The organism is Haemophilus parainfluenzae, from assembly GCF_900638025.1.
GTDB classification, from domain to species: Bacteria; Pseudomonadota; Gammaproteobacteria; order Enterobacterales; family Pasteurellaceae; genus Haemophilus_D; species Haemophilus_D parainfluenzae_J.
In genome coordinates, this window is the sequence record NZ_LR134481.1 from 83,303 (window position 1) to 109,165 (window position 25,863).

26 protein-coding genes, 1 other RNA gene and 4 pseudogenes are annotated in these 25,863 nt (G+C 40.2%); 20 read left to right on the forward strand and 11 right to left on the reverse strand.

All coding sequences use genetic code 11. The annotated features are described in order from the left end of the window. Positions 1-107: 107 nt before the first annotated feature. From EL215_RS10440 to secF, 16 genes and pseudogenes are all read left to right on the forward strand, one after another. Positions 108-371, forward strand: a pseudogene (locus EL215_RS10440) (hypothetical protein); the annotation flags it as partial. Next, entirely contained in the window at positions 354-806 is a 453-nt protein-coding gene (cas7c, locus tag EL215_RS10445; RefSeq protein WP_331852643.1) for a type I-C CRISPR-associated protein Cas7/Csd2, read from the forward strand. The pseudogene EL215_RS10440 and the gene cas7c, both read left to right, overlap by 18 nt. Before the next feature lie 228 nt (positions 807-1,034). After that, the gene (locus EL215_RS00420) at positions 1,035-1,658 is read left to right on the forward strand and encodes a hypothetical protein (RefSeq protein ID WP_070645780.1); all 624 of its coding nucleotides are present in this window, start codon (positions 1,035-1,037) and stop codon (positions 1,656-1,658) included. A gap of 15 nt (positions 1,659-1,673) precedes the next feature. Further along, positions 1,674-2,309: a CRISPR-associated protein Cas4 gene (gene cas4, locus EL215_RS00425; protein WP_126469487.1), complete on the forward strand. Its 636-nt coding sequence runs from the start codon at positions 1,674-1,676 to the stop codon at positions 2,307-2,309. 4 nt (positions 2,310-2,313) lie between these two features. Beyond that, positions 2,314-3,264 (forward strand): hypothetical protein, encoded by a 951-nt coding sequence (locus tag EL215_RS00430; RefSeq protein WP_126469489.1) that lies wholly within the window; start codon positions 2,314-2,316, stop codon positions 3,262-3,264. Positions 3,265-3,415: 151 nt separating this feature from the next. Next, a pseudogene (locus tag EL215_RS00435) lies at positions 3,416-3,612 on the forward strand (CRISPR-associated endonuclease Cas1); the annotation flags it as partial. A gap of 34 nt (positions 3,613-3,646) precedes the next feature. Next, complete coding sequence (locus tag EL215_RS00440; RefSeq protein WP_126469491.1) at positions 3,647-4,546, forward strand: hypothetical protein; 900 nt, start codon at positions 3,647-3,649, stop codon at positions 4,544-4,546. A gap of 16 nt (positions 4,547-4,562) precedes the next feature. Beyond that, positions 4,563-5,581: pseudogene (gene cas1c, locus EL215_RS00445) on the forward strand (type I-C CRISPR-associated endonuclease Cas1c). A 69-nt stretch (positions 5,582-5,650) separates the two neighbouring features. Beyond that, positions 5,651-5,877 (forward strand): annotated as a pseudogene (gene cas2, locus EL215_RS00450) (CRISPR-associated endonuclease Cas2). A gap of 439 nt (positions 5,878-6,316) precedes the next feature. Beyond that, positions 6,317-7,408, forward strand: a complete 1,092-nt coding sequence (gene queA / locus EL215_RS00455) for a tRNA preQ1(34) S-adenosylmethionine ribosyltransferase-isomerase QueA (RefSeq protein ID WP_126469495.1) — start codon at positions 6,317-6,319, stop codon at positions 7,406-7,408. Positions 7,409-7,519: 111 nt separating this feature from the next. Continuing rightward, positions 7,520-8,668 (forward strand): tRNA guanosine(34) transglycosylase Tgt, encoded by a 1,149-nt coding sequence (gene tgt / locus EL215_RS00460; RefSeq protein WP_126469497.1) that lies wholly within the window; start codon positions 7,520-7,522, stop codon positions 8,666-8,668. Positions 8,669-8,732: 64 nt separating this feature from the next. Continuing rightward, complete coding sequence (locus tag EL215_RS00465; protein WP_164757041.1) at positions 8,733-9,245, forward strand: hemerythrin domain-containing protein; 513 nt, start codon at positions 8,733-8,735, stop codon at positions 9,243-9,245. Positions 9,246-9,248: 3 nt separating this feature from the next. Then, positions 9,249-9,476 (forward strand): sulfurtransferase TusA family protein, encoded by a 228-nt coding sequence (locus tag EL215_RS00470; protein ID WP_014064087.1) that lies wholly within the window; start codon positions 9,249-9,251, stop codon positions 9,474-9,476. A gap of 102 nt (positions 9,477-9,578) precedes the next feature. After that, the gene (yajC, locus tag EL215_RS00475; protein ID WP_049357671.1) at positions 9,579-9,869 is read left to right on the forward strand and encodes a preprotein translocase subunit YajC; all 291 of its coding nucleotides are present in this window, start codon (positions 9,579-9,581) and stop codon (positions 9,867-9,869) included. 23 nt (positions 9,870-9,892) lie between these two features. Continuing rightward, positions 9,893-11,743, forward strand: a complete 1,851-nt coding sequence (secD, locus tag EL215_RS00480) for a protein translocase subunit SecD (protein WP_049357670.1) — start codon at positions 9,893-9,895, stop codon at positions 11,741-11,743. A 10-nt stretch (positions 11,744-11,753) separates the two neighbouring features. Beyond that, positions 11,754-12,728 (forward strand): protein translocase subunit SecF, encoded by a 975-nt coding sequence (secF, locus tag EL215_RS00485; protein WP_049357668.1) that lies wholly within the window; start codon positions 11,754-11,756, stop codon positions 12,726-12,728. An 81-nt stretch (positions 12,729-12,809) separates the two neighbouring features. Here the strand turns inward: secF and EL215_RS00490 are convergent, their stop codons facing one another. From EL215_RS00490 to EL215_RS00520, 7 genes are all read right to left on the reverse strand, one after another. Further along, positions 12,810-13,850 carry an AI-2E family transporter gene (locus EL215_RS00490; protein WP_126469501.1) on the reverse strand — a complete coding sequence of 347 codons (1,041 nt, stop codon included), beginning with the start codon at positions 13,848-13,850 and terminating at the stop codon, positions 12,810-12,812. After that, entirely contained in the window at positions 13,850-14,188 is a 339-nt protein-coding gene (glnB, locus tag EL215_RS00495; RefSeq protein ID WP_049357665.1) for a nitrogen regulatory protein P-II, read from the reverse strand. The genes EL215_RS00490 and glnB overlap by 1 nt, the downstream gene beginning before the upstream one ends. 1 nt (position 14,189) lies before the next feature. Then, a complete protein-coding gene (gene mog / locus EL215_RS00500; protein ID WP_126469503.1) occupies positions 14,190-14,783 on the reverse strand; it encodes a molybdopterin adenylyltransferase in 594 nt (197 codons plus the stop codon). 112 nt (positions 14,784-14,895) lie between these two features. Then, positions 14,896-17,466, reverse strand: coding sequence for an ATP-dependent chaperone ClpB (clpB, locus tag EL215_RS00505; RefSeq protein ID WP_126469505.1), 2,571 nt, complete (start codon positions 17,464-17,466; stop codon positions 14,896-14,898). A 129-nt stretch (positions 17,467-17,595) separates the two neighbouring features. Continuing rightward, entirely contained in the window at positions 17,596-18,168 is a 573-nt protein-coding gene (locus EL215_RS00510; protein ID WP_049357773.1) for a 5-formyltetrahydrofolate cyclo-ligase, read from the reverse strand. 26 nt (positions 18,169-18,194) lie between these two features. Next, a non-coding RNA gene (gene ssrS / locus EL215_RS00515) (6S RNA) lies at positions 18,195-18,392 on the reverse strand. 93 nt (positions 18,393-18,485) lie between these two features. Next, positions 18,486-19,274 (reverse strand): outer membrane protein assembly factor BamD, encoded by a 789-nt coding sequence (locus EL215_RS00520; protein WP_049357661.1) that lies wholly within the window; start codon positions 19,272-19,274, stop codon positions 18,486-18,488. A 108-nt stretch (positions 19,275-19,382) separates the two neighbouring features. Between EL215_RS00520 and rluD the strand changes: the two genes are divergently transcribed. Both rluD and pgeF read left to right on the forward strand, forming a co-directional pair. Continuing rightward, positions 19,383-20,357, forward strand: coding sequence for a 23S rRNA pseudouridine(1911/1915/1917) synthase RluD (gene rluD / locus EL215_RS00525; protein ID WP_126469507.1), 975 nt, complete (start codon positions 19,383-19,385; stop codon positions 20,355-20,357). 1 nt (position 20,358) lies between these two features. Further along, on the forward strand, positions 20,359-21,096 hold the full coding sequence (pgeF, locus tag EL215_RS00530) for a peptidoglycan editing factor PgeF (protein ID WP_126469509.1): 738 nt from the start codon (positions 20,359-20,361) through the stop codon (positions 21,094-21,096). 48 nt (positions 21,097-21,144) lie between these two features. Here the strand turns inward: pgeF and ruvX are convergent, their stop codons facing one another. The 4 genes from ruvX to fadR are packed head-to-tail and all read right to left on the reverse strand — an operon-like array spanning position 21,145 to position 23,645. Continuing rightward, complete coding sequence (gene ruvX, locus EL215_RS00535) at positions 21,145-21,564, reverse strand: Holliday junction resolvase RuvX (protein ID WP_126469511.1); 420 nt, start codon at positions 21,562-21,564, stop codon at positions 21,145-21,147. Beyond that, positions 21,564-22,124 carry a YqgE/AlgH family protein gene (locus tag EL215_RS00540; RefSeq protein WP_126469513.1) on the reverse strand — a complete coding sequence of 187 codons (561 nt, stop codon included), beginning with the start codon at positions 22,122-22,124 and terminating at the stop codon, positions 21,564-21,566. The genes ruvX and EL215_RS00540 overlap by 1 nt, the downstream gene beginning before the upstream one ends. Beyond that, on the reverse strand, positions 22,124-22,858 hold the full coding sequence (gene rsmE, locus EL215_RS00545; RefSeq protein ID WP_126469515.1) for a 16S rRNA (uracil(1498)-N(3))-methyltransferase: 735 nt from the start codon (positions 22,856-22,858) through the stop codon (positions 22,124-22,126). Before rsmE ends, EL215_RS00540 begins: the two co-directional genes overlap by 1 nt. Before the next feature lie 58 nt (positions 22,859-22,916). Continuing rightward, a complete protein-coding gene (gene fadR, locus EL215_RS00550) occupies positions 22,917-23,645 on the reverse strand; it encodes a fatty acid metabolism transcriptional regulator FadR (RefSeq protein ID WP_126469517.1) in 729 nt (242 codons plus the stop codon). 123 nt (positions 23,646-23,768) lie between these two features. On the opposite strand from fadR, the gene nhaB reads away from it, so the two are divergent. Beyond that, positions 23,769-25,307 (forward strand): Na(+)/H(+) antiporter NhaB, encoded by a 1,539-nt coding sequence (gene nhaB, locus EL215_RS00555; RefSeq protein ID WP_126469519.1) that lies wholly within the window; start codon positions 23,769-23,771, stop codon positions 25,305-25,307. A gap of 19 nt (positions 25,308-25,326) precedes the next feature. Then, a complete protein-coding gene (dsbB, locus tag EL215_RS00560) occupies positions 25,327-25,860 on the forward strand; it encodes a disulfide bond formation protein DsbB (RefSeq protein ID WP_126469521.1) in 534 nt (177 codons plus the stop codon). Positions 25,861-25,863 lie beyond the last annotated feature (3 nt).

Here is a 25,863-nt window from a genome sequence, read left to right on the forward strand (position 1 = left end):
TATTTATGAAAAAATATATAAATTAATGAACATTGACATAAAAATAAAGTTAGGAGTACATTAAGCAATAATCATTAAAAGTAATCATAAATATAAAGGATTATTTTATGTTTGCGAAACTCTCCTACTACGCCCATTCCGCCCAAGACGAACTCGGCAATCTCTTACCTTACGAACATTGGCAAACCTTACAAAGCCATTCTGTCAATGTTGGTGAAATGGCGGCGGTGCATTGGAAGCCGGCGATTCGGTGGGTGATTGACCGGATTTATGTGTTGAAACCGATTCGGTTTGAGTCGGTGCGACGCAATGAGTTGGGCGGCAAGATTTCGGCGGGTAAGGTTAGCGGCGCGATGAAGCGTAAATCGATCGACCCGATTGTGCCGTTGGAGGTTTCCATCACCCGCATGGCGGTAACTAACGAAAAAGACTTGGAAAAAGAACGCACTATGGGGCGCAAATACATCGTCCCTTACGCGCTCTACCGCGTGCACGGCTTTATCTCCGCCAACCTTGCTGCTAAAACCGGTTTTTCAGACGACGACTTAGCCAAACTCTGGCAAGCCCTGACGCTGATGTTTGAACACGACCGCTCCGCCGCCCGTGGCGAAATGGCGGCGCGCAAACTGATTGTTTTCAAACACGACAGCGCGCTCGGCAGCCAGCCTGCACATAAACTGTTTGACGCCGTGAAGGTCGAACGCGTAAACGGCGAATCAGGTACGCCCGCAAGCGGTTTTGGCGATTACAACATCAGCGTGGTTTCAGACGGTCTGAATGGCGTGAGTGTGGAAGAATATCTGTAAAAATGTCTGAAAAAAAGACAGCTTGTATTGCAGAAGTCGGTAGGGTGGGCTTCAGCCCACCGTTTCAACAAATATAAAGGATTGATTAAAGCCCATCCTGCAAAACTATTACAAATAAATCTCATAAAGCCCTTATTCAACAAATGAACATATATTGTGTTATTTTATGTGTTTATATTTGTGTTATTTAATGGTATAATAGCTTCGTTAATATGAAAGGAGCATTCAGTGAAAAATTTTATCCAAAACCTAGAAAACGAGTTTGTTGAAAAAAATCAGGAAAAAACAACGTTCAGTATTCGCCTTTCTGTAAAAGAAGATTTGATCTTGCAGGAAATTGCTGAAAGTTTTGATCTTTCGCGGCAGGAACTATTGCATCGTCTGATTACAGAGCAAATTATCGTTCCATGGAAACAACGCTTTGAGGCACAGGCAAATGAAGAGCTTGAACTGGATGGAGAGGAGTCAACTCAATATTTTTTGCTGAACACAAATAAAGTCAATGATATCGACGATCATAAATTTATGTTAGAAAAACAGGTAGCTGCGGCATTTGAAGATGGTTATAAAGAAAAAATTGCCAAATTCAAAAAAGGTGATTGGGTATTTTTATATGAGTCAGGGCAAGGAATCGTGGCATTTGGCCAGGCATCAGGTAAGCTAGAAAAAGCACCACATTATGGGCGGGAGGACAAAACCTATTATCAGCGCTTGGACGGTTTTACCTGTTTACCAAAAGCTATTAAAGCTAGTGAAGTCAAAAAGATTTTAAGCCGTTCTTTTCCCTTTGCTCAAACCTTGGCGCGAATTGTTGATGGGGAAAAATTATTATCAGAAATTAAAAAGCGATAAACATACATTATGTAAATTATTCCCCTTTCCGCCTTGCAACACTACGCTTTCTGCCCGCGTCAATGCGCGCTGATTCACAACGAGCAGGCGTGGACGGAGAACTATTTAACCGCGCAGGGAAAGGCGCTACACGAACGGGTGGATTCGGGCGAGCCCGAAACGCGCAAGGGCGTGCGTTTTGAGCGGACGGTGCATGTGTCTGCGGAGAAACTGGGCATCAGCGGAGTGTTGGATTTGGTGGAGGTGGAAACGAAAACAGGCCGTCTGAAACCCGTGGAATACAAACGCGGCAAGCCCAAACCCGACCCGATAGACGAAATCCAGCTTTGCGCCCAAGGCTTGTGCTTGGAAGAAATGACGGGGCAAATCGTCTCTGAGGGCGCGCTGTGGTATATGCAAACCCGCCACCGCGTCCCCATCGTGTTTTCAGACGACCTGCGCGCCCAAACTCTGGCCACCATCGCCGCCGTACGCGAACTCTTGAACAGCGGACAAACTCCGTCGCCCAACTACGGTAAACACTGCAAAGCCTGCTCGCTGGTGGAAATTTGCCAACTGGAGTTGTTGGGGAAACGGGATAGGAGTGTGGGGTATGTGGCGGGGTTGTTTGGGAGTGAACAGTTTTCTTTTTTATTTGAGCTTTATAGATAACTATATGAATAATAATTTTATACATCATCACCCAATGCCAATTTCAGATAATTCGTTATCTTATTGGAGTATGCACTTTATTGCTGTTTTAGAGTGTTTGGAAAATCATAAAACACTTCAATATCCGGCTCACAGATTAGATGAATATCCTATGTTTTCACTTGCCAATATGAAAGGATATTATCCAAATTACTTTTTTGAAAATATGGTCAATTTTATACAAAATTGGGGTATGCAATACTTTATTGTTCATTTCTTTAATCATAAGTTTGGTTTAGAGATTGTAGATAAAATTAAAGAAAATTTAGATGGTTTGTTTAATATTCCAAACTATAAAGATTATGATGATTTTGAGTTCTATGTATCGGGAATTGATTCAGAACTTGGAAAGAATATATCTGAAAGATATGATGAAATATATCCTAAATCTTTTAATCTAACTGTAGAAAACAAGTCTGTTCTGGAAAGAAATTCAGATTTTTGCCTAGTTTTAAAGAACACTCAAGAAGGTAAAAACATTGGAATATTTGGGGAGCTAGAAGGGAATTATGGTGAAAAATTATTTCAAGATAGTTTTTGGGAAAGAAAATCTGATTTTTGTGTGATTGGCATAGGAGCTATAAATGGCAAAAATAAAGGATACTACTTAGAAAGCTATTTATATCGTGGTCAATATCCTAAGTTGAATATATTATTTGAAAAAAGCAACTATATCATTCATGACTTTTATAGGGTTGTTAATGAGTTTAAATATGTTTTCTACCAAGGAGTTAATTATAAAAATTTCCAACCAGATAATTCTTTTAGATTTTTGATAGATATGATTATCCAAGATTGGAATGCTCCTGTTAGAAACATATTGGATAAACTATATTCATATAAAGATGATCCAGATGAATTGATAGGGAAACTAGAAAATAAACCTATTTTACTCATATCATCTATGGATAATTGAAATAATAACCAACTAAGTACTGAGATGATGTAATTTGAAATGATTGTTGCGGACTGGCGATGTCGAATTTAAGAATCCGACCTACCATTTTTCAGGTAGCCTAGCTCTGTTAAATTCCCCAAAAGTACAGTCAAACCCCAAGGAGTTCCCCATGCGCAAACTGCAAAACACGCTCTACATCACCACCCAAGGCAGTTATCTGCATAAGGAGCGGGAGACGCTGGTGGTAGAGCTGGAGCGTAAAAAGATAGCGCAGTTGCCGGTGCATTCCATCGGGCATATTTTCTGTTTTGGGAATGTGCTGGTGTCGCCTTTTTTGTTGGGGAGGGGTGCGGTGAAAATAATGTATTAACCATTAATTATATTTTATTTAAGGAGGAAGATGATGAGTTTGCTACAAGCATATTCTTTAGATTTAGGTAAAAAAATTAATGCGAAAGAAGCGGATATCGCTTATGAGAAAGGTTTGATTGGCAGTCAAAAAAACTTTCAATGTCCTCATCAGGAGTGTGGTATTGCGGTTACTTGTGCAAATTTAGAACGACCTAAATACAAAAGAAAGGTAGAACCTTATTTTAAATCGGTTGAAAATCATAAATTTGGTTGTCCTTTTGCAGAGGAGGAAAGACGTACCAAGTTTCAGGATATTGATAAAAATGGATTTTATGAAAATGTCACTTCAGGCGAGATTTTGGTAAATCTGGCAGAACCTACACCTAAAAAACAAAATAGCGATAATGCTTCTGAGGTTAAAGAAATCAATGTTTCACGAACTTGCCAACTTTCAGATTCAAAAAAAGATAAAGTATCAACTAATCAAACTAAAACTTTATCTGTATTGGTTTCATCTTTCTTAAATAATGAAAACTTTCCAATAACATTACCAAGACCATATCAAGAAAGAATCTTTTTGAAAAACGCATTTATTAAAGTTGATGGTCAGGATTTGTCAAGCCTGGAACAAAATTGTTGGAGAGTTTATTACGGAAAAGCGTGGATAAACAAACTATCAAGTGGTGATTATCAAATTAAATTTGACTCTCAGTTACATGATCTTTCAGTTGAAGTGAGTGGTGTTAGACCTTCGTTTTTTATTTCAAAATCTTTGATTTGTGATTCGCCATATGAAAAATTCACAAAAGAGAAAATAGATGAATTAGTAATTCAGAAAAAACCTAAACAAGTTTTTATTTTTTCAGATGTTCCATCTTTAAATCATACAAAGAAATATATTAATTTTATACTTGAAGGTCTACCATATTTAGAGATTTTGGATACATAAAATAAGGAGTTTCCCCATGCGCAAACTGCAAAACACGCTCTACATCACCACTCAGGGCAGCTATCTGCATAAGGAGCGGGAGGGGAGACGCTGGTGGTGGAGCAGGAGCGTAAGAAGGTGGCGCAGTTGCCGGTGCATTCCATCGGGCATATTTTCTGTTTTGGGAATGTGCTGGTGTCACCGTTTTTATTGGGGTTTTGCGGCGAAAATAATGTGAATTTGGCGTTTTTTACCGAAAACGGGCGTTATTTGGGACGACTTCAGGGGTGGCAGAGCGGCAATGTGCTGCTGCGTCGGGCGCCGTATCGGGTGTCGGAGCAAAATCCCGTGCCGATTGCGCGCAATATCATTGCGGCGAAGATTCAGGCGAGTAAGCGGGTGCTTCAGCGGCAGATTCGCAATTATGGCGAGAATGCGGCGATTCAAAGTGCGGTTGATTCTTTGAATATTTCGCTGCAGCAATTGAAGGGCGCGGCGGAGCTGGACGTGGTGCGTGGTATTGAGGGCGATGCGGCGGCGCGTTATTTCGGCGTGTTCGGGCAGCTTTTGAGCGAAAAAAGCGGCTTTATTTTTGACGGACGCAACCGCCGTCCGCCCAGAGACGGGGTGAATGCGCTGTTGTCGTTTGTGTACAGTCTGTTGGGCAAGGACATCAGCGGCGCGCTGCAAGGCGTGGGGATAGACCCGCAGGTGGGTTTTCTGCACGCCGACCGCCCGGGGCGCGATAGTCTAGCGCAGGATATTTTGGAAGAATTCCGCGCATGGTGGGCGGATAGGTTGGTGCTGTCGCTGATTAACCGAGGGCAAATCAATCCGCAGGATTTCGTTACCGAGGCGAGCGGCGCGGTAAGCTTAAAAACCGAGGCACGTAAACTGTTGTTCCAAGCCTTTCAGGCGAAAAAGCAGGAAAAAATCGTGCATCCGTTTTTGGGCGAAGAAGTGGAAATCGGCTTGTTGCCGTATATTCAGGCAATACTGTTGGCGCGCCATTTGCGAGGAGATTTGGCGGAATATCCACCGTTTTTGATGAGATAAGCTATGTTAATGCTGATTACTTATGACATTTCTTTTGACGATCCAAACGGGCAAGCGTGATTACGTCGTATCGCAAAACATTGCTTAGATTACGGCGTGCGGGCGCAATATTCGGTATTTGAATGCGATGTCAAGCCTGACCAATGGGTTATGTTGAAAAATAAACTGTTGGAAACCTACGACTCCACATGTGACAGCCTGCGTTTTTATCATTTAGGCAGTAAGTGCTTAATAAAGTGGAGCATCATGGGGCAAAACCGGCAGTGGATGTATTTAAAGACGTGCTTGTCATTTAGTTCGCTAACCTGTTGTTCTCATCAAAACCCTGATGGGATAGCGATCCTTATTTTCTTTAACAATTTGGATGAATTAATCTATTTGTATAACGGCGGTATGGTCGTTATACTTACTAAACTCCTTATCATAAAATCAGTTAGCGAAATACAGTGTTTAATTCGCTGATTTTTCTTACTTTTTTATATAGGGAGCAGCCGCCTCCGTGCGGCTGTGTGTTGAAACTTCCCCAACTGCATTGTTAATATCAGCTTTAATGGAGGCACCCGCCTTCGGGTGGTTTTACGTTGCAATAAAACTTAATAAATTTGAATAGCATAATATTTACAGCGCTACTACTCGATCTCTCAACCCAATTCATATCCAACAACATTCCCCCTTGTTTTTCCCCCTTATTCGCTCTAGACTATGCCCCATTTTTAGCTTTCATTATTTACAATTATGCGTGTTTCTGACTTTCATTTTGACTTACCTGATGAGCTGATTGCTCGTTACCCTAAAGAAGATCGTTCTTCTTGTCGCTTGTTACAACTCAATGGTGAAAACGGGGAAATTTCTCACCGCACTTTTACCGATGTATTGGATTTAATCGACGAAGGTGATTTGTTGATTTTTAACAATACGCGCGTGATCCCTGCTCGTATGTTTGGTCGCAAAGCCAGTGGCGGGAAAATTGAGGTGTTGGTGGAACGTGTTTTAAGTGAACATCATTTCTTAGCGCATATTCGTTCATCAAAAGCCCCAAAAGAAGGTGCAGAATTATTTTTAGGCGAAGATAAGCTCGGTGAAAATAATGGCGTAAAAGCGATTATGGTCGGTCGTCAAGATGCCCTTTTTGAAGTGGAATTAGCGGATAAAAGTCGCAATGTACTTGATGTGTTGCAAGAAATCGGTCATATGCCGTTACCGCCTTATATTGATCGCCCAGATGAAGAAGCGGATCAAGAATGCTATCAAACCGTGTATAACAAAGTGCCTGGTGCAGTGGCGGCACCAACAGCAGGCTTGCATTTTGATGATGAGCTTTTACAAAAATTACACGAAAAAGGCGTCAATTTTGAATTTGTGACTTTGCACGTGGGCGCAGGTACATTCCAACCCGTACGTGTTGAAAATATTGAAGATCACATCATGCACGCAGAATATGTGGAACTTTCTCAAGAAGTCTGCAATGCCATTATTGAAACGAAAAAAGCGGGTAAACGTGTGATTGCGGTAGGTACAACATCAGTGCGTTCTGTTGAAACCGCAGCCCTATCAGCAGAAGAAAATGGCAATCCAGATTTAATTGAACCTTATTTTTCTGATACGTCTATTTTTATTTACCCGGGCAAATCATTCCGTGTGGTGGATGCGTTGATTACCAACTTTCACTTACCGGAAAGCACATTGATTATGTTGGTGTCTGCCTTCGCAGGCTTTAGCCACACCATGAACGCCTATAAAAGTGCGGTCAAAAATCGCTACCGTTTTTTCAGTTATGGCGATGCGATGTTCATCACTAAAAACCCCAATGTGAAAGGGTTAGAATAAGTGGTTTGACTTATTTTCAGCCAACTCATAAAATACTCGTCCAGAAGCCTGTACTAACAGGCTTTTTTATTGAATAACAACCTACGAACTGTTTATTCGTTGAGGAAAAAAATGAAATATGAATTAGATAAAACCAGCGGCAGTGCTCGTCGTGGTCGCTTGGTGTTTGAACGTCCACAAGGCACGTTCACCGTTGAGACCCCTGCGTTTATGCCAGTGGGTACATACGGCACGGTAAAAGGCATGACACCTGAAGAAGTGCGTGCGACGGGTGCAGAAATTTTGCTTGGTAACACGTTCCATCTATGGCTTCGTCCAGGTCAAGAAGTCATGCGTAAACACGGTGATTTACATGACTTTATGCAATGGCATCGTCCGATTTTGACTGATAGTGGCGGTTTCCAAGTATTTAGTTTAGGTAAATTACGTAAAATCACCGAAGAAGGCGTGAAATTCCAAAATCCAATTAATGGTGAGCGCATTTTCCTTTCACCTGAAAAATCCATGGAAATTCAATACGATTTAGGTTCTGACATCGTGATGATTTTCGATGAATGTACGCCTTATCCAGCGACTTTCGATTATGCGAAAAAATCCATGGAAATGTCTCTTCGTTGGGCAAAACGCAGCCGCGATCGCTTTGATGAATTAGGCAATAAAAATGCGCTATTCGGTATTATTCAAGGCGGCGTGTTTGAAGAATTACGCAAAGTATCATTAGAAGGCTTAGTGAATATTGGCTTTGACGGTTATGCGGTGGGCGGTTTAGCGGTAGGTGAACCAAAAGAAGACATGCACCGCATTTTAGAATACATCTGCCCACAAATCCCGGCTGATAAACCGCGTTATTTAATGGGCGTGGGTAAACCAGAAGATTTAGTGGAAGGTGTACGTCGTGGTATTGATATGTTCGACTGTGTAATGCCAACTCGTAATGCACGTAACGGCCATTTATTCGTGACTGATGGCATTGTCAAAATCCGTAATGCAAAATACCGTGATGATACCAGCCCGTTGGATCCTGAATGTGATTGCTACACCTGTAAAAACTACACCAAAGCGTATTTATATCATTTAGATAAATGCGGTGAAATTTTAGGTGCACGCTTAAATACAATTCACAATTTACGCTATTATCAACGTTTAATGGCAGAAATTCGTCAAGCTATCGAAGACGATCGTTTTGATGATTTTGTGGTGGAATTCTATGCTCGCATGGGCAAACCTGTTCCACCATTACAATTAGCGGATAACTCATAATTGATGAAAGTGCGGTAGAAAAATGAAATGTTTTTTGACCGCACTTTTTAACAAAGGAAACCTTATGCAAATCCTCGAACCTCAACAATTTGCCACTTGGAATGAACCGATTGATATGCTTTATGCTTGTCATAGCAAAGTGAAACGCTTTTGCAAGCAACTTACGATTCTTCCTGGCTACTTAGAAAAAAATGGCGTGAATCAAGCCGTATTAAATGATGTGAAAACCATTTTGCAGTATTTTAATCATGCGGCACCACTTCATCATGATGATGAAGAAAAAGACTTTTTCCCCGCTTTAATTGAAAAAGCACCTCAAGCGAAAGAGTCGGTGGATGAATTAGAACGCCAGCATGTTAGTTTGCATGAAAATTGGGCAAAGCTTTCGGAGCAGCTAGAAGAATTGATTGCAGAGAAACGTACCGATGTAGATGAAAGACTGGTTACGCAGTTTGTGGCGAGCTATGATAGACACATTGCCCTTGAAGAGCCGCTATTTGAGCTTGGTAAACAATATTTATCCGTAGAACAACTCACGGCTATGGGCAAAATTATGTTTGCTCGTCGCCAAGCTTAAATCATGAAATATCAATTAAATTTGACCGCACTTTCCTGCCCGATTCCGCTTTTAACTGCAAAGAAGGCTTTAGCAAATTTAGCGCCAAATGATGAATTAGTTTTGCAATTAAATCGTCAAAGTGCGGTAGAAAATTTTGTTGTTTTTTGTGAAGAAAATCAATGTGAATTAGTGGATCAGCATTGGCTTTCCGAGCAAATCTTCGAAGTTTGCTTGAAAAAAATCAATTAATTCCAAAATTCTCGTTGTTATTGCCCTCATCGGCTTTTACTGAATGCCGTTTTATGGTATTTTACGACCACTTTTAACTTTTCATTTTATAAGGAAAACACAATGGAAGCACAAAGCCCAATGTCCACGCTATTTATTTTCGTGATCTTCGGTTTAATTTTTTATTTTATGATTTACCGCCCACAAGCAAAACGTAATAAAGAACACAAAAAATTAATGTCTGAATTGGCGAAAGGCACTGAAGTATTAACCGCTGGTGGCGTCATTGGTAAAATTACCAAAGTAACCGAAGGTGCTGAAATTGTTATCGCATTAAACGATACCACTGAAATCACGATTAACCGTAACTACATTGTTTCAGTATTACCGAAAGGTTCTGTAAAATCTCTCTAATTTAAATTCCTAAAGGGAAAACTATGTTAAATCGTTACCCATTATGGAAGAATCTAATGGTGATCCTTGTGGTCGCCATTGGTGCTTTATACTCTCTTCCAAATATCTATGGTGAAGATCCTGCGGTGCAAATTTCCGGTACTCGCGGACAACAAGCAGACACCACCGCATTAACTGAAGTACAAAATGTACTGAAAGAAAATAACCTTCCAACCAAATCTATCGTTCTTGAAAATGGCTCTATTCTTGCCCGTTTCACCAACACAGATGATCAACTTCTTGCCAAAGATAAAATTGCAGAAAAATTAGGCAACAGCTATACCACGGCATTAAACCTTGCACCGGCAACACCGACTTGGTTAAGCAGCATTGGGGCTAACCCAATGAAATGGGGTTTGGACTTACGTGGTGGTGTACGCTTCTTAATGGAAGTGGACATGAATTCTGCTTTGGCTAAACGTCAAGAACAGCTACAAGACACATTACGTGGCGAGTTACGTAAAGAAAAAATTCAGTTTACCGCCATTAAAAATGGTGACAAATTTGGTACAACGGTCACGTTAGAAAACGCTGACCAGATGTCAAAAGCAGCACGTATTATTCGTCAGTTACACCCAACATTAGATGTGTCTGATATTGGTGACAACACCTTAAACCTTGCCCTTTCTGAAACGGCATTAACAGAATCACGTAACTTAGCGATCGAGCAAAACTTAACGATTTTACGTAAACGTGTCGCTGAATTAGGCGTAGCTGAAGCAGTTATTCAACGTCAAGGTGCAGAACGTATCGTAATCGAATTACCGGGTGTTCAAGATACTGCTCGTGCAAAAGAGATCTTAGGTGCAACCGCAACACTTGAATTCCGCATTGTGAATTCGTTGGTGAACCCTGAATCAGCAGCGCGTGGTATGTTACCTTCTGACACAGAAATCAAATATGACCGTCAAGGTAGACCTGTTGCACTTTACAAACGTGCGGTATTGGGTGGTGAACACATCATCAACTCAAGCTCGGGTTTAGACCAAAACACCAGTACGCCACAAGTAAGTGTAACCTTGGATAGTGAAGGCGGCGAAATCATGTCGCAAACCACCAAGAAATACTACAAAAAACCAATGGCAACCTTGTATGTAGAATACAAAGACAACGGTAAAAAAGACGAAAATGGCAAAACCATTTTAGAGAAAAATGAAGAAGTCATTAACGTCGCAACCATTCAAGGTCGCTTTAGTTCTAACTTCCAAATTACGGGTGTAAGCAGCTCTGCGGAAGCACAAAACCTTTCTATGTTATTAAAATCAGGTGCATTAATCGCGCCAGTGCAAATCGTTGAAGAACGTACAATTGGTCCTTCACTGGGTGCACAAAACGTAGAACAAGGTATCAATGCAAGTTTCTGGGGATTAATTATAGTCATCTTCTTCATGTTGATTTACTACAAAATCTTCGGCGTGATCGCAAGCTTTGCATTAGTGATTAACATCGTTTTATTAGTCGGTTTAATGTCTATCCTACCTGGAGCAACACTTTCCATGCCGGGGATTGCGGGTATCGTATTAACCTTGGGGATGTCGGTGGATGCCAACGTACTTATTTTTGAGCGTATCAAAGAAGAAATTCGTAATGGTCGTCCAATCCAGCAAGCTATTAACGAAGGTTATAACGGTGCATTCTCCTCTATCTTCGATGCGAACTTAACCACAATTTTAACGGCAATTATCCTTTATGCAGTCGGTACAGGTCCAATTCAAGGCTTTGCGGTAACCCTTGCATTAGGTGTGGCAATTTCAATGTTTACAGCGATTACCGGAACACGTGCTATCGTGAACTTCCTATACGGCGGTAAACGTCTTGAAAAATTATCAATTTAGGTAGGATAAGATGAGATTATTTGCAAAAGATAAAAACGGACATTTTATCCGTGAAGTGAATGGGATTAAATTGCCATTCCCTCTCACTGAATTTATGAAAGTGAGATTTGTAGGGTATGCATTTTCTGCTATTTTGATGACGATTTCCCTCTTCTTCATTATTACAAAAGGCTTCAACTGGGGCTTAGATTTTACGGGTGGTGTGGTATTTGATACTCACTTCTCACAACCCGCTGATTTAGAGAAAATCCGTGGCACATTAAACCAAAACGGGATTTCAAGCCCAATTGTACAAACAACGGGTTCTGTACAAGATGTCATGATCCGTTTACCGGCTGACAATAACGACTCAGGTATCGGTGAACACGTTAAAGGCATGCTTCAAACGATTGATCCAAATATTCATATTAACAGTATTGAATTCGTTGGGCCTAACGTCGGTGAAGAACTGGCTCAAGGTGCGGTTTATGCGACGCTTGCCACTCTTGCGATGATGTTGATTTATATCGGCTCACGCTTTGAATGGCGTTTAGGTGTGGGTGGTATTGCATCACTCGCTCACGACGTAGTCATTACCCTCGGTTTGTTCTCTGCATTACAAGTTGAAATGGATTTAACCTTTGTGGCGGCAATTCTTTCCGTTGTGGGTTACTCTATCAACGATAGTATCGTGGTATTCGACCGTGTACGTGAAAACTTCCGTAAAATTCGTCGTGTAGATACTATCGATATTATTGATATTTCCTTAACGCAAACCTTGTCGAGAACCATCATGACCTCTCTCACAACACTTCTTGTTGTGATTGCCTTGTTCTTCTTTGGTGGGCCATCCATTCATAACTTCTCGTTAGCGTTATTAATCGGTATCGGTTTTGGTACCTACTCATCAATCTTTATCGCGATTGCGATTGCTTATGACGTTGGTCTACGTCGCGAACATATGATTCCACCAAAAGTGGATAAAGAAATCGATGATTTACCTTAATCTATCGAACATGAGATAAAAAGAAAGCCACCATAATGGTGGCTTTTTTATTGCTAAAATTAAGTGCTTTTTGACCGCACTTTATTCGTTTACATCACCTAATAAAGCTGCATATTTCTTCGTTGATTCGGCACTTTCCAGGGTAATTTTAAACGCCATTGTCAGCGGTACTGAAAGCAACATGCCTACCGTACCAAGTAACCATCCCCAGAAAAGTAATGAAAAGAATACGACCAAGGTAGAAAGCCCTAAGGTTTTTCCCATCATTTTCGGTTCAATAATATTACCGATCACAATATTTAATACAATAATACCGACGGTTACGCCCATTCCTACACCAAATCCATTCAGTAATAACGCCTGAACCACAATCGGCACTGCGGCAATAATTGAACCGATATTCGGAATATAATTTAATAGGAAGCTTAAGGTTGCCCATAAAATCGCATATTGCACCCCCGTTACATCCAACAAAATCCAAGTCGCAACACCCGTCAACAAACTTGTCACCGTTTTCACACCAAGATAACTAATCACACCGTCTAAAATACGATCAATGTGATGCTCTTCCGCAACAACATCATGTTCATTGGCACTTAAAACTAACGCAAGTTTATGCTTCATGGTTGGTGCTTCAAGCAGCATAAAAATCACTGCTAAAATCAACACAAAAACATTCGTAACCACGCCAGAAAAGTTTAATAACAAACGGCTCACAAAGTTCATGATCACGCTCGGATCAAAATGCTCCATAATGGCTTCGCGAGAAATCACAATCGGCAATTTCAGTTTTTGAGCTAACGCCATGACGTCATTTATACGCTCTGAAAGTAGCACTTTATATTGCGGAATAGAACGTGTAAATTCCTGCACACTGCTGTTAATTAATCCCGCCAAGAAAAAGAATACAATTAAAATCAAAATAAATAACAAGGCAATTGCAATACCATGTGGTACTTTGCGTTGTGTCATTGCTTTAATCACGGGTGAACAAATAATGGCGATAAATAATGCCAATAAAAAAGGCACGACAATCTCTGCCGCCAGTTTAATTCCCGCAAACACAATCACTAAAGCCGCCATAGCGACGACAGTGCGGTTAAAATTTAAGTTTTTTTCCACTAAATGGCTTCCTCATTTTCTTCGCCTGTACGAATACGAATCACACGTTCTACATCATAAACAAAGATCTTTCCATCACCTATTTTGCCTGTTTGGCAGGTTTCAACAATGGTTTCAAGGCATTGTTCAAGCAAATCATCTGGCACGACTATTTCAATTTTCACTTTAGGCAGAAAATCCACCATATATTCTGCACCACGATAAAGCTCTGTATGTCCTTTTTGACGACCAAAACCACGTACTTCAGTCACGGTCATTCCGCTAATGCCGATATCAGATAAATTTTCACGCACATCATCTAATTTAAATGGCTTAATAATGGCTTCGATTTTTTTCATCTTATTTCTCCAAATTTTCGCGACGTGCGGCTTTCGGTCGGAAGCTTGTAATCACTTCAGGCTTGGTATCAATATAAATACCATCGATTAATTGCAAGCAGTAAGGCACAGCACTAAAAATCCCTTTCACTAAGACTTTGCCTTGATCATCTTTCACGCCTTCTAAAGTCTCTTTGATGGCTTTTGGCTGACCCGGTAAATTCAAAATCAAACTATTTTTACGAATCACACCAACTTGACGAGATAAAATCGCTGTCGGCACAAAATGTAAACTCACTTGACGCATTTGCTCGCCAAATCCAGGCATTTCACGATCAGCTACCGCTAACGTGGCATCAGGTGTCACATCACGTTTTGCAGGCCCTGTACCACCTGTTGTGAGCACTAAATGACAATGGTGCTCATCTACTAATTCTTTCAGTGTTTGTTCAATTAATGGCTGCTCGTCTGGAATTAATCGAGTTTCCACTTCAAAAGGATCCATCAACGCTTGTTCTAACCATTGTTGTAATTCAGGAATCCCTTGATCTTGATACACACCACTTGATGCGCGATCTGATACTGAAACCAAACCTATTTTTAAAAGTGCGGTCATTTTTTTCCTCATTTTTATACGCTATAAACAGCGTCATTCTACCCTATTTTATCTTTTACCAAAGCATAAAAAAGCCATTTAGCTTTCACTAAATGGCTTTTCATTTTAGAGCTTATTGTCTGGCTTGAACTTTGCCATCCACATAATCCACTGTGACCACTTTACCTGGTAATAATTGACCAGATAGAACTTGTTGTGCCAAGCTGTTTTCGATCTCTTGTTGGATTGCTCGTTTTAATGGACGAGCCCCATAAATTGGGTCATAACCCACTTCACCAATGAAATCTAATAACGCTTCGGTAAACACTAATTCGTAACCACGAGTTTCCATACGTTTTGCTAGACGTTCTAATTGGATGCTTGCAATCGCACGGATATTTTCTTTACCAAGCGGATGGAATACCACAGTTTCATCAATACGGTTGATGAATTCCGGACGGAAATGTTGGCTCACCACTGACATCACTAAGGCTTTCATTTCACCATAGCTTTCGTCTTTGCTACCTTGGATTAAATCAGAACCCAAGTTAGAGGTCATAATCACCACGGTATTACGGAAGTCTACTGTACGGCCTTGACCATCAGTTAAACGACCATCATCCAACACTTGTAATAAGATATTGAATACGTCCGCATGGGCTTTTTCCACTTCATCTAACAAAATCACCGAATATGGACGACGACGCACCGCTTCAGTTAAGTAACCACCTTCTTCATAGCCTACGTAGCCTGGAGGTGCACCCACTAAACGAGATACGCTGTGTTTTTCCATAAACTCTGACATATCGATACGCACCATCGCATCTTCGCTGTCAAAGAGGAATTTCGCCAAAGTTTTGCAAAGCTCTGTTTTACCTACACCAGTTGGTCCTAAGAATAAGAATGAACCAATTGGACGGTTAGGATCAGAAAGCCCTGCACGGCTACGACGAATCGCGTTTGCTACGGCATCGACTGCTTCTTCTTGACCGATCACGCGTTTATGCAATTCTTCTTCCATGCGTAAAAGTTTTTCTTTCTCGCCTTCCATCATTTTAGAAACAGGAATACCTGTTGCTTTAGAAAGCACTTCGGCAATTTCTTCATCAGTTACACGATAGCGCAATAAGGTCATTTCTTTGCCTTCGCTAGTTTCAGCGGCAGCAAGTTGTTTTTCCAATTCAGGAATGCGACCGTATTGAAGCTCAGACATTTTATTTAAATCACCTGCACGACGCGCTTGTTCCATTTCAGTTTTCGCCGCATCTAACTCTTGTTTGATGTGTTGTGAACCTGAAAGGGTCGCTTTTTCTGATTTCCAAACTTCTTCAAGTTCAGCGTATTCACGTTCTTTATCAGCAAGCTCTTTTTCTAACATCTCTAAACGTTTACGGCTTGCTTCGTCTTCTTCTTTTTGTAATGCTTGTTGTTCCAATTTTAATTGGATAATACGACGTTCAAGACGATCGAGCGGCTCTGGTTTAGAGTCAATTTCCATACGGATGCTCGAAGCAGCTTCATCGATTAAGTCGATGGCTTTATCCGGCAATTGACGATCGGAAATATAACGGTGTGAAAGCGTTGCTGCTGCCACGATTGCCGGGTCAGTAATATCTACATGGTGATGGATCTCATAACGCTCTTTCAAACCACGTAAGATCGCAATGGTATCTTCGACACTTGGCTCATCCACAAAGACTTTTTGGAAACGACGCTCAAGTGCGGCATCTTTCTCGATATATTGACGATATTCGTCTAATGTAGTTGCCCCCACACAGTGTAATTCACCACGTGCTAAACTTGGTTTTAATAAGTTACCTGCATCCATCGCACCATCAGTTTTACCTGCACCAACCATGGTATGGATTTCATCAATAAAGAGGATTACGCGACCTTCTTCTTTTGATAACTCATTTAAAACAGCTTTTAAGCGCTCTTCAAATTCACCGCGGTATTTCGCACCGGCAATCAGTGCGCCCATATCTAAAGAAAGTACACGTTTGTTTTTTAAGCCTTCAGGCACTTCACCATTAACAATACGTTGTGCTAAACCTTCCACGATAGCGGTTTTACCTACACCAGGCTCACCGATTAATACAGGGTTATTTTTGGTACGACGTTGCAATACTTGAATCGCTCGACGAATTTCTTCATCACGACCAATAACTGGGTCAAGTTTGCCACTTTCAGCACGAGCGGTTAAATCAATAGTATATTTTTCAAGAGCTTGTCTGCTTTCTTCTGCATTTTGATCGTTCACGCTTTGTCCTCCGCGAATATGTTGAATCGCTTGTAAAATTTGTTCTTTTTTTGCACCACATTTTTTCAAAATGTCATTTAATGTGCCTCGCTCTTCAAGCGCTGCCAATAAGAACAACTCACTGGAAATAAATTTATCTTGTTTTTGTTGTGCTAATTTGTCACATAAATTCAATAAGTTGAGTAATTGACGAGAAATTTGCACATCTCCGCCATTACCCGACACTTGTGGCAACTTATTCAATTCGGCGTTTAATTCATTACGTAATAACGCCACATTCACGCCACTTGCTGTCAAAATCGGTGCAATTGAACCGTCTTGTTGATTTAAAAGTGCGGTCAATAAATGCACTGGTTCGATAAACTGATTATCTTTACCAAGCGCTAATGACTGTGCTTCACTGAGTGCTTGTTGGAATTTTGTGGTAAATTTTTCAATATTCATATCTTCTCCTGCATAAAATTCTTGGGTCATCCCCTTTATGAGTAATTAAATAAGATCCTTTTTTGGCATTTCAAGAGAAAAAATCGACTATTTTTAATTTCTTCTATCAAATTTTATTTCTTGATAGGTTTAAGCAACTAAAATTCGGTGAAGAGGCACGTCCCAGGCTTCTATTGGGAGCTGTTCAACTTGCTGACATTGATGGGCTAATCCCACAGGAATAAAAGAAGCATTTTGCCAATTCTGTAAAGTTCGGTCATAAAAACCACCGCCCATACCAAGACGATTCCCTTGTTTATCAAAAGCGACAAGTGGTGTAAAAAGAATATCTAATTCATCCAAAGGCAATACGTTTTGCACATTGAGTTTTGGCTCCAAAATGCCAAATTTATTTTTCAGCATTGGTGTATCTGGCAAATAACGCAAGAACAAAAGATGATTAGGATTGAAAGGGTGCAATACCGGCAAATAAACGTGCTTATCTTGTGCCCAAAGGGTTTTAATAAGTTTATCTGTGGAGATTTCTCCATCAAAGGAAACATACAGGGCAATATGCTGCGCATTTCGTTCTTCAATTAATACAAGAGCTTGTTGAGTGATGGAATCTTCCGCCTGTTGTTGCTGAAGTGCGGCCAAATTTGCTCGCGTTTTACGAATTTGTTGACGGAGTTGATTGCGAAGCGTTTGCTGTGTTGATTTCATTCGATTAGAAAGAATGGATTTTAAAGGAAAGCCCCAGAGTGCCGCTACGAGTAGTAGTCCTTGAACCCGATGGTTCAAGGAAACCGGTAAGGTCATTTTTAGGTTTCTTTAGCCCAATGACAAAGTCAAAGGTCAAGCCTACACACCAATGACGGGAAACCGATTTATAAGATTTTAAGTATCGGCTCAGGGACATAACCCATCCACGAACACCCCAGGAAATCTTTTAAATTTATACTAGCTCAATTTGATCAATTTGACTAGCTTTTATTTTAAATAATTTGCTTTTTACTTCTAGATTATAAACAACATATAAACTATTTTTTAATTGGTTGAATTAAATCTGAATCGTCAGGTTTCTTTATTTCAGTAAATTTTTTATCCTTGTTCGCTTCAATTACTTTCTGCGTTTGATCCGCTAATTGCTGTAAACCCATTCGATCATATGCTTCTTTCATTAAGAATAAACCTTCATAAGTCGCTTGAGCATCAGGATATTGTTGCAACATACCCACTACACGATTTGATACTGCGACCCATGCATCACGTTTTGCATAGAATTTCGCAATCTCTAACTCATGACGCGCTAATGAGTCTTTGATATACGCCATACGTGCTACCGCATCTTGTGAATATGGACTATTCGGGAATGCACTAACTAAACTTTGAAAGTTAGAAAATGCAGTTTTCATAGATGTTGTTTCACGCGTTGCACGATCGATGCCAAAAAAATCTTGAACCACATTATCAGCAGTTGCTAAATTTGTTAACCCTGCCATATAGACGGCATAGTCACGGTTTGGACTTTGTGGAAATTGGTGTAGATAATTATCTACTGTCACTAATGTTGCCGTATAATCTTGTGCTTTATAGTTTGCATAAATTAAATCAAGCATAGCTTGTTCTTGATAAGTACTGCCTGGAAAACGTTCTGTTGTTGCATTTAAATAACGAATTGATTCTTTATAGCTACCTTCTTGCAAAGCAGATGAGCCTTTTGCATAAAGCTCATCAACTGAAGATTGTTCTACTTCTTTCTTACCACTACAAGCCATAATAGCCAATGAAGTCATAGCAATAAGTGCGAAAGATTTTATTTTATGCATTCTTTTTCCTTAATTTTTACGAAAATCAATAAATAAGTTACAATTAGCGAATATTGTATAGAACATTACACAATAAGCCAACTTTTTAAATTTTTAGATGGATTGTTTATGCCACAAATTACCTTAACGGCTGAAATTCAGCCCGAACAAATGGGACAACGTTTAGACCAAACCCTCGCAGAGTTGTTCCCTGAATATTCTCGTTCACGTTTAAAAACCTGGATTGAAGCAAAACAGGTAAAAATGAACGATGAAATTGCCGATATTCCTCGTACTAAAGTTTATGGCGGAGAGCAAATTGAAATTTCAGTAGAAGTAGAAGATGAAAACCGTTTTGAACCACAAAATATTCCGCTCAATATTGTTTATGAAGATGACGATATTATCGTGATTAATAAACCTAAAGATCTTGTGGTTCACCCAGGTGCTGGAAATCCAAATGGCACGGTACTTAACGCGCTACTCTATCACTATCCACCTATTGCCGAAGTACCGCGTGCAGGGATTGTGCATCGTTTAGATAAAGACACAACGGGTCTCATGGTTGTTGCCAAAACCATTCCTGCACAAACCAAACTCGTACGTGACTTACAAAAACGTAAGATCACTCGTGAATACGAGGCTGTTGCAAGTGGCATTATGACCAAAGGTGGAACCGTAGACCAACCCATGGCTCGCCATGCGACAAAACGTACACTGATGGCTGTTCACCCAATGGGAAAACCTGCTGTGACGCACTATCGCATCATGGAAAATTTCCGTAATTACACCCGCTTACGCTTACGTTTAGAAACGGGTCGTACTCACCAAATTCGTGTGCACATGGCGCATATCGCACATCCATTATTAGGTGATCAAACTTACGGAGGCCGTCCTCGCCCACCTAAAAATGCAAGCGAAGCCTTCACTGAGGTGCTACGCAATTTTAAACGCCAAGCCCTACATGCGGTTATGTTGCGTTTAGCTCATCCTATCACAGGTGAAATGATGGAATGGTATGCCCCATTGCCAGATGACTTTGTCAAATTACTGCATGCCTTAAAAGCGGATTACCTCGAACACAAAGACGAATTGGATTATTAAGATGAAAACCATTGTTCCAAACTGGAATGTTCCACCACATATCCAAGCTTTTACAACCACAAGAGAAGGTGGCGTAAGCCTGCCGCCTTTCGATAGTTTCAATTTGGGTGATCATGTCGAAGATGATAAAAGTGCAGTCAAAACTAACCGCACTTTACTGGTCGAAAAATTTAATCTGCCACATTTCCCGTTGTTTTTAACTCAAACGCACAGCACTCGTGTAATCACGGTGCCTTATGAAGGTAATAATTTAGAGGCTGATGCGGTTTATACCAATCAACCGAACCAAGTATGCTTGGTGATGACAGCTGATTGCTTACCGGTTTTATTCACCAATAAGCAAGGGACTGAAGTGGCTGCGGCACATGCGGGCTGGCGTGGACTCTGTGATGGTGCATTAGAAGAAACGGTGAAATGTTTCCAATCTGCCCCCGAAGAGATTATTGCGTGGTTTGGGCCTGCTATCGGCCCTAATGCATTCCAAGTGGGCAAAGAAGTGATTGAGCAATTTATGGCTTTTGACCCGATTTCAGAAACAGCTTTTCGACCCGATCCGAATGAAGTAGGAAAATACCTCGGCAATCTTTATCAAATCGCCACACAACGCCTCAATAAATTAGGTATTACCCAAATTTACGGTGGGGAGCATTGCACATTCACTGAAAAAGAGAGCTTCTTTTCCTATCGTCGAGATGGCAAAACAGGAAGAATGGCGAGTCTGATTTGGATAAAAAAATAAACTCATAAATACAACAAACCGCACATTAAAGTGCGGTTTATTTTTGACTTATTCTGAATAGTTTTCAAACCAACTTTCTAAAATCAAGCAAGCAGAAATTCCATCGACTTTACCTTTATTAAGGGCGCGATAACCGCCACGTTGGAAAATTTCATCTCGCGCAGAAACCGTCGTTAAGCGCTCATCTTGCAGTTCTACTTTGATACCGAAACGACTATTTAAGCGGTTGGCAAATTTTTTCGCACGAAGTGTTAAATCTTGCTCGGTACCATCCATATTTAAAGGCAATCCCACCACAATGACATCGGGTTTCCAGTCTTTTAAGCATTTTTCAATAGCATCCCAATTGGGTATGCCATCTTGCGCTTTAAATGCTGGTAATGCTTGCGCTGTACCCGTGATACTTTGCCCGACTGCACAACCGATGCTTTTTGTACCGAAATCAAATGCAATTGCTGTGATGCCCATTAACTGTGCCCCACTTGTGAAAAAACAAAATTATGAGGATTAATCCCTAATAATTGATTCGCGGCAGGATAACGATCTTCATAAATGGTTTCAAATAAAATAGTATCTGACGCAGGTGCCACTAACCACGCATTATCTGCAATCTCTTGTTCTAACTGTCCTGCTGTCCAACTTGCACAACCGAGCGCAACAAGATATTTTTCGGGCGCATCCTCTGAACCAAAGGTTTCCACAATATCTGCCGAAGTGGTCAGAAACATCTCATCGGTAATTTTATAACTATGCTCAAATTCTTTCGCGGTTTTCTTATGCAGAATAAAACCACGCTCAGAATGTACTGGGCCACCCGCAAGTACAAGTTCATTGCTAAAAGTGCGGTCATTTTTCATCATAAAATTCATTTTTGAATACAACTCAGCAATGCTTAAATCAGTGGGTTGATTAATTACTAACCCCATCGAACCTTGCTCATTATGCTCACACATATACACCACGGTATTTTGGAAATAATCGTCCAACTGTGGCATCGCAATTAAAAATTGCCCTTGTAAATCCATCATTATCCCAAATCTCCAAAACAAATTTGCAACGCACTAATCGCCGCTAAAGAGGCTGTTTCTGTACGTAACACACGCTTTCCTAATAAAATTTCAGTAAATCCTTGTTGTTCAGTTTGAGCGATTTCTTGAGGTGATAAACCGCCTTCTGAACCAATAAGCAAACGAACACCTTCTTTTGGAATAGAAGGCAAGGTTTTAATTGAATATTGGGCTCTTGGATGTAAATTCAATTTCAGCGCACCATCGTTTTCAGCACACCAATCTTGTAATTTCATTAACGGACGAATTTCTGGCACAACGTTACGGCCACATTGTTCACAAGCCGCAATAGCAATTTTTTGCCATTGTTGGATTTTCTTATCCATACGTTCACCATCCAACTTCACCCCACAGCGTTCTGACCATAATGGTGTAATCACATTCACGCCCAACTCTACTGATTTTTGAATGGTAAATTCCATTCGATCGCCGCGTGAAATAACCTGCCCTAAATGAATCGATAAATTCGACTCCTTATCACTTAATTCACAACCAAGAATTTCCACTTTAACGGCTTTTTTGCTCGCTTCAATAATTTTTGCTGGATAAATATGATTACTACCATCAAATAATTCTATTTGCTCACCTTCAGTCATGCGAAGTACTCGCCCTACATGATTAGCCGCATCCTCTGAAAGTTGGCAAGTAGATTGATTTTTAAGGAATTCTGGATGATAAATTCTTGGAATACGCATAATATTGAGTCTTTGATATAAGGAAAAAGTGCGGTCATTGTCAACCGCACTTTTAATATTATTCTGTTGTTAAATCTTTCGGCAAACTTTCTAAAATGGATCGCCAGTAGGCGGAAGTCACTTGCTTGTGTTTACGAATACATTCCACCACTAAATCGGATTGACCTTTTTCACAAATATCACGCAACTCGACATAAAAATCATGTGTCACTTGGCGATGTTTTTCGTCACTAAAGAATAGCAAACCAATTTTATGATAAACCCCACGTAAGCTATTGAAAATCAAACGATAGAAAGGTTTATTCGCCATTACTGTAAACTGACGAAATAAGGCATAGTCAAATTCCATGTAGCTTTCAGCAGTATTTTCTAAAACATCCATTCCTTTGAACAAAGCTGCTGAGGCTTTAGGCGAATTTTTTACTGCCTCATAAATATAAAATTCCGACATGCGACTACGCAATGACAGCATATTTTCAATGATTAACGGTGCGCTTTGGCGATCTAAGGTAATTAAGGTTTCAATGATGCTTGGACCCGCTGTATCCCAAATATCATTGACTTTCGTAGGCTTGCCGTGTTGAATGGTAAGCCAGCCATCACGAGCCAAACGCTGCAATACTTCGCGTAATGTCGTGCGTGTTACACCAATTTTATCAGCTAAATCACGCTCAGAAGGAAGATTGGTGCCTGCAGGAAATACATCATCCCAAATACTTTTTACTATGTATTCTTCAGCTAAAGCAGCAGGACTTTGAGCACGTAAAAGAGAGCTATCTGTTTGCATAAATATTAAAAAGTTTAAAAAGATCAAAAAAAATGTGATTTATTCAATAAATCTTTCACTGAACTATTATCCTTTAAAGCCGTATATATTACAATGTAAAGACTATAAAAAATGGAGTTAGCTATGACTTATACACAAGCATTTATGAAAAATTTTCTGGGTTCTAGTCCAGATTGGTATAAATTAACGATTATTTCTTTCCTAATCATTAACCCTATTTTGTTCTTTTGGATTAGTCCGTTTATCGCTGGTTGGGTTCTAGTTGCTGAATTTATTTTTACACTTGCTATGGCATTAAAATGCTACCCTCTTCAACCTGGTGGTTTGTTAGCTATTGAAGCAATTGCTATCGGTATGACAAATGTAGAACACGTTAAAGCAGAAATTATGGCTAACTTTGAAGTGATCTTACTTTTAATCTTTATGGTGGCCGGTATTTATTTTATGAAGCAGCTTTTACTTTATGTGTTCACCAAATTATTAGTTCGTATCCGTTCTAAAATTGTACTTTCTGTCGCCTTCTGCTTTAGTGCGGCATTTCTTTCAGCTTTCTTAGATGCCCTAACTGTTGTCGCTGTAATCATCAGTGTCGCCATGGGTTTCTATGGGGTTTATCACAAAGTTGCATCAGGCAAAACACTGCAAGATGCAGTTGATATTTCCGATGATAATAAAATCAAAAATCATGAAACCTTAGAAAAATTTCGTGCTTTCTTACGTAGTTTAATGATGCATGCGGGCGTGGGAACTGCGCTCGGTGGTGTCATGACCATGGTAGGTGAACCTCAAAACCTAATCATTGCAGAACAAGCAAAATGGAATTTTATTGAGTTCTTCTTCCGTATGGCGCCAGTGACTATCCCTGTATTTATCTGTGGACTACTCACATGTATTTTGATTGAAAAATTTAAAGTATTCGGCTATGGCGAAAAATTACCAGAAGAAGTATGGAAAATCTTGGCCGATTTAGATCGTGAAAATACACAAAAAATGTCTAAACAAGATAAAATTCGCCTTTCTGTTCAAGCTCTTATTGCGATTTGGTTAATTTTAGGCTTAGCCTTTCACTTAGCGGCTGTAGGTTTAATCGGTTTAAGTGTAATTATTCTTGCAACGACTTTTACTGGTGTAACCGATGAACATGCTATTGGTAAATCATTCCAAGAAAGCTTACCTTTCACTGCATTATTAGTCGTATTCTTCTCTATTGTTGCCGTGATTATCGATCAAAAACTCTTCGCTCCAATTATTCACTTTGTATTAAGTGCAGAAGAGAAGACACAGTTAGCCTTGTTTTATGGTTTCAATGGATTACTTTCTGCGATTTCTGATAACGTATTCGTTGCAACGGTTTACATCAATGAAGCGAAAAATGCGCTTACAGCTGGATCAATTGCACCACACCAATTTGAATTACTTGCGGTCGCAATCAATACAGGTACAAACTTACCTTCTGTAGCAACGCCAAACGGTCAAGCCGCATTCTTGTTCTTACTAACATCGTCTCTTGCGCCATTAATTAAACTTTCTTATGGCAGAATGGTCTATATGGCATTACCTTATACTATCATATTAACAATCGTGGGATTCCTTGCTATCGAATTTATCTTACCAGACATGACAATTTGGCTTGCGAACCTTGGCTTAATTCTTCCTATTTAGTGAAGCATAAGGAGAAAGAATGCTCGACTTTTTTAAGCAATTATCCCTTAAACGTTCAGCGTGGATCTTTTTGGCATTTACCGCATTTGCCTTAGAATCGACCGCACTTTATTTTCAATACGGCATGGGGTTACAACCCTGCGTACTTTGTGTTTATGAACGTTTAGCTGTTGTGGGTTTATTCGTCGCTGGTCTTATCGGCGCCTTAGCCCCAAGTTCGCTTATTATCCGCATTCTTGCTCTTATTGTGGGTTTATTTAGTGCAATTAAAGGATTAATGATATCTATCCGTCACCTTGATTTACAAATGAACCCTGCACCGTGGAAACAATGTGAATTTATACCTAACTTTCCGGAAACTTTACCATTCCATAAATGGCTACCCGCAGTCTTCAATCCGACAGGTAGCTGTAACGAAAGTCAATGGTCACTCTTCGGTATTACTATGGTGCAATGGCTCGTGTTTATTTTTGCTGTTTATATCCTTGTGTTGGGGTTAATCACTATTTCACAAGTGAAGAAAAGCAGAAAAAGACGCCTCATTTTTAAATAAATT

Bases quoted from the DNA above. Each gene is read 5' to 3' on its own strand.
- EL215_RS00540 (WP_126469513.1), bottom strand. From the start codon at position 22,124: ATGATGGATTTACAAGGGCAATTTTTAATTGCGATGCCACAGTTGGAC.
- queA (WP_126469495.1), top strand. From the start codon at position 6,317: ATGCGTGTTTCTGACTTTCATTTTGACTTACCTGATGAGCTGATTGCT.
- EL215_RS00465 (WP_164757041.1), top strand. From the start codon at position 8,733: ATGCAAATCCTCGAACCTCAACAATTTGCCACTTGGAATGAACCGATT.
- rluD (WP_126469507.1), top strand. From the start codon at position 19,383: ATGCCACAAATTACCTTAACGGCTGAAATTCAGCCCGAACAAATGGGA.
- rsmE (WP_126469515.1), bottom strand. From the start codon at position 22,858: ATGCGTATTCCAAGAATTTATCATCCAGAATTCCTTAAAAATCAATCT.
- pgeF (WP_126469509.1), top strand. From the start codon at position 20,359: ATGAAAACCATTGTTCCAAACTGGAATGTTCCACCACATATCCAAGCT.
- fadR (WP_126469517.1), bottom strand. From the start codon at position 23,645: ATGCAAACAGATAGCTCTCTTTTACGTGCTCAAAGTCCTGCTGCTTTA.
- secF (WP_049357668.1), top strand. From the start codon at position 11,754: ATGAGATTATTTGCAAAAGATAAAAACGGACATTTTATCCGTGAAGTG.
- clpB (WP_126469505.1), bottom strand. From the start codon at position 17,466: ATGAATATTGAAAAATTTACCACAAAATTCCAACAAGCACTCAGTGAA.
- cas7c (WP_331852643.1), top strand. From the start codon at position 354: ATGAAGCGTAAATCGATCGACCCGATTGTGCCGTTGGAGGTTTCCATC.
- yajC (WP_049357671.1), top strand. From the start codon at position 9,579: ATGGAAGCACAAAGCCCAATGTCCACGCTATTTATTTTCGTGATCTTC.
- EL215_RS00510 (WP_049357773.1), bottom strand. From the start codon at position 18,168: ATGAAATCAACACAGCAAACGCTTCGCAATCAACTCCGTCAACAAATT.
- mog (WP_126469503.1), bottom strand. From the start codon at position 14,783: ATGACCGCACTTTTAAAAATAGGTTTGGTTTCAGTATCAGATCGCGCA.
- dsbB (WP_126469521.1), top strand. From the start codon at position 25,327: ATGCTCGACTTTTTTAAGCAATTATCCCTTAAACGTTCAGCGTGGATC.
- EL215_RS00430 (WP_126469489.1), top strand. From the start codon at position 2,314: ATGAATAATAATTTTATACATCATCACCCAATGCCAATTTCAGATAAT.
- glnB (WP_049357665.1), bottom strand. From the start codon at position 14,188: ATGAAAAAAATCGAAGCCATTATTAAGCCATTTAAATTAGATGATGTG.
- ruvX (WP_126469511.1), bottom strand. From the start codon at position 21,564: ATGGGCATCACAGCAATTGCATTTGATTTCGGTACAAAAAGCATCGGT.
- secD (WP_049357670.1), top strand. From the start codon at position 9,893: ATGTTAAATCGTTACCCATTATGGAAGAATCTAATGGTGATCCTTGTG.
- EL215_RS00440 (WP_126469491.1), top strand. From the start codon at position 3,647: ATGATGAGTTTGCTACAAGCATATTCTTTAGATTTAGGTAAAAAAATT.
- tgt (WP_126469497.1), top strand. From the start codon at position 7,520: ATGAAATATGAATTAGATAAAACCAGCGGCAGTGCTCGTCGTGGTCGC.
- EL215_RS00520 (WP_049357661.1), bottom strand. From the start codon at position 19,274: ATGCATAAAATAAAATCTTTCGCACTTATTGCTATGACTTCATTGGCT.
- EL215_RS00470 (WP_014064087.1), top strand. From the start codon at position 9,249: ATGAAATATCAATTAAATTTGACCGCACTTTCCTGCCCGATTCCGCTT.
- nhaB (WP_126469519.1), top strand. From the start codon at position 23,769: ATGACTTATACACAAGCATTTATGAAAAATTTTCTGGGTTCTAGTCCA.